The sequence below is a fragment of the Microbacterium sp. 71-23 genome (assembly GCF_001897265.1).
Classification (GTDB): Bacteria; Actinomycetota; Actinomycetes; order Actinomycetales; family Microbacteriaceae; genus Microbacterium; species Microbacterium ginsengisoli.
In genome coordinates, this window is sequence record NZ_MKSL01000002.1 from 1 (window position 1) to 3,090 (window position 3,090).

Below are 3,090 nucleotides of genomic sequence, written 5' to 3' on the forward strand. Positions count from 1 at the left end.
TCAACCTCACCGACCGCGCACGACAGGGCAAGCTCGACCCCGTCATCGGTCGCGACAGCGAGATCCGCCGCGTCAGCCAGGTGCTGACCCGGCGCACGAAGAACAACCCCGTCCTGATCGGCGAGCCCGGCGTGGGCAAGACCGCCGTCGTCGAGGGACTGGCTCAGCGCATCGTCGCGGGGGACGTCGCCGAGTCGCTCAAGGACAAGGAGCTCGTCACCCTCGACATCTCCGCCCTGGTCGCCGGCGCGATGTACCGCGGCCAGTTCGAGGAGCGCCTCAAGAGCGTCCTCAAGGAGATCACCGAGTCAGACGGCCGCATCATCACCTTCATCGACGAGCTGCACGTCCTCATGGGCGCCGGCGGCGGCGAGGGATCGGTCGCGGCATCCAACATGCTCAAGCCGATGCTCGCGCGCGGCGAGCTCCGTCTCATCGGTGCGACCACGCTCAACGAGTACCGCGAATTCATCGAGAAGGATGCTGCGCTCGAGCGCCGCTTCCAGCAGGTCTACGTCGGCGAGCCCTCGGTCGAGGACACCGTCGCGATCCTGCGCGGACTCAAGGAGCGCTACGAGGCGCACCACAAGGTCGCCATCGCCGACGGCGCGCTCGTGGCCGCGGCAGCGCTGTCGAACCGATACATCCCCAGCCGGCAGCTGCCAGACAAGGCCATCGATCTCATCGACGAGGCCGCCTCGCGGCTGCGGATGGAGATCGACTCCGCACCCCTCGAGATCGATGAGCTCCGCCGCCACGTCGACCGGCTCAAGCTGGAAGAGCTCGCGCTGAAGAAGGAGAAGGATGCCGCATCCAAGGAGCGGCTCGAGGCGCTGCGCGCCGACCTGCACGGCGAAGAGGAGCGCCTGCGCGACCTCCAGGCCCGGTGGGAGCAGGAGCGCGCCACCCTGAACCGTGTCGGCGACCTGAAGACCAAGCTCGACGCCGCCCGCATCGAGGCCGAGCGCGCCCAGCGCGAGGGCAACCTCGAGAAGGCGTCGCGGCTGCTGTACGCGGAGATCCCGAAGCTGGAGAGCCAGCTCGTGGAGGCCGAGCGCGCCGAGAACTCCGAGGATCGGATGGTCGGCGACCAGGTCACCGACGAGGACATCGCCTCCGTCATCGCGGCATGGACCGGCATCCCCGTCGGCCGCCTCCTGCAGGGCGAGACCGAGAAGCTGCTGCACCTCGAGTCCGAGCTCGGCAAGCGCCTGATCGGTCAGAAGGAGGCGGTCAAGGCCGTGTCGGATGCGGTGCGCCGCTCCCGCGCGGGCATCAGCGACCCGGGTCGCCCCACGGGCTCGTTCCTGTTCCTCGGCCCCACCGGCGTCGGGAAGACGGAGCTCGCCAAGGCCCTCGCGGAGTTCCTCTTCGACGACGAGCACGCCATGGTGCGCATCGACATGTCGGAGTACGGCGAGAAGCACACCGTCTCGCGGCTCGTCGGCGCCCCTCCCGGATACATCGGGTACGAGCAGGGCGGGCAGCTCACCGAGGCCGTGCGGCGCCGCCCCTACAGCGTCGTGCTGCTCGACGAGATCGAGAAGGCGCACCCCGAGGTCTTCGACGTGCTGCTGCAGGTGCTCGACGACGGCCGGCTGACCGACGGTCAGGGTCGCACCGTCGACTTCACCAACGTCATCCTGGTCCTGACGTCGAACCTCGGCTCGCCCATCCTGATCGACCCGACCCTGTCGCTCGAGCAGAAGCGCGAGCAGGTCATGGCGCTGGTGCGGCAGGCGTTCAAGCCGGAGTTCATCAACCGCCTCGACGACATCGTGATGTTCCAGGCGCTGAGCCAGGACGACCTGGCCCAGATCGTCGAGCTCGCCGTCGACCAGCTGCAGCGCCGTCTGCACGAGCGGCGGCTGTCGCTGGCGGTCACCCCCGATGCGCGGGCGTGGCTCGCCGAACGCGGGTACGACCCCATCTTCGGCGCGCGGCCGCTGCGGCGGCTGATGCAGTCCGAGATCCAGGACCGCCTCGCGATGGCGATCCTCGGGGGCCACGTTCACGACGGCGACGTCGTGCGGGTGGACGTCGCGGCCGACGGCTCGTCGCTCGTGCTGACCAGCGACGGCCCGGCCGCGGCGCCCGAGGCCGAGGCCGGCGCGGACGACGACGTGATCGAGGCCGAGCTGCTCGACGACTGAGTCGGACGGCGCGTCCGTCGGAAAAGCAGGCTGAATCGACTCGGGATGACTCGGGACCGTCGGCCGAGGCCGGTTCGGCCTGCTTTTCCGACGCGCACCCCGGTCGGCGACCGAGCCGGTACCGTTTCGGCCGCGCTCGCTCGCTCGCTCGCCCGCGCGCGATCGCCGGGCCGGGCCCGCCAGCAGCACTCAGTCGTCGACGATGACGGTCTCCGCGACGGGGCGACGGGTGCGCGGAAGGTTCTCGCGCTCGCGCAGCGCCTCGGGTGCCCGCTCGGGGTCGCCGAGCGTGCCCACCGCGATCACGGTGAGGGGCCGGAGACGCGCGTCGATCTCGAAGGCGTCGCGGACGGCGTCGGGCAGGAACCCGCCCATCTGGTGCGTGAACAGTCCGTCGGCGTGAGCCTGGACGGTGAAGTGCGCGGCGGCCTGACCGGCGTCGTACAGCGCCCACGGCTGCGCGGTGCCGTCCGCGGTCTCGGTCTCGGCGAGGACGACGACGAGCGCCGACGCGTCGCCCGCCCACGCCTGGTTGAAGCCCATCAAGGCGCCGAAGACGGCGGCGTGCGCGTCGGTCCCGCGCCGCGCGACGATGAAGCGCGTCGGCTGGGTGTTCGACGCGGACGGTGCCCAGCGGGCCGCCTCGAGGGCGCTCGCGAGCGCGGCCTCGTCGAGGATCGCCTCGGCATCGAAGATGCGGGTGCTCCAGCGTTCGGCGAGGACGTCGAGGATTGGCGCGTCGGTGACAGCGGTGCGGTCGAGAATCGGGGACATTTCGGCTCCTCAGGTGTGCGGGTGCGGGACACCGTCGGCCCGATCCATGCAACCGAATGGACGCCGCTCCTGTTCCCGCCGGAGAGCGGAAATCCCATCGAGCGGGAATGTTCGAAGAAACCGAACGTTCCAGCTCGATGACGTTCGCTAGACGAAACGACTC

The 3,090-nt window shown here is 70.2% G+C and carries 2 protein-coding genes; one reads left to right on the plus strand and one right to left on the minus strand.

Features of this window, described 5'->3' with window-relative positions:
- Positions 1-2,153 (plus strand): ATP-dependent Clp protease ATP-binding subunit (locus BGO15_RS00020; RefSeq protein ID WP_286746414.1); only part of this gene is annotated, 2,153 nt, incomplete at its 5' end.
- Between the two features lie 189 nt (positions 2,154-2,342).
- Here BGO15_RS00020 and BGO15_RS00025 read toward each other — a convergent pair.
- The gene (locus BGO15_RS00025; protein WP_286746417.1) at positions 2,343-2,927 is read right to left on the minus strand and encodes a nitroreductase family protein; all 585 of its coding nucleotides are present in this window, start codon (positions 2,925-2,927) and stop codon (positions 2,343-2,345) included.
- Positions 2,928-3,090: the final 163 nt, after the last annotated feature.

Coding starts and splice junctions, on each gene's coding strand:
- BGO15_RS00025 (WP_286746417.1), bottom strand. CDS start 2,927: ATGTCCCCGATTCTCGACCGCACCGCTGTCACCGACGCGCCAATCCTC.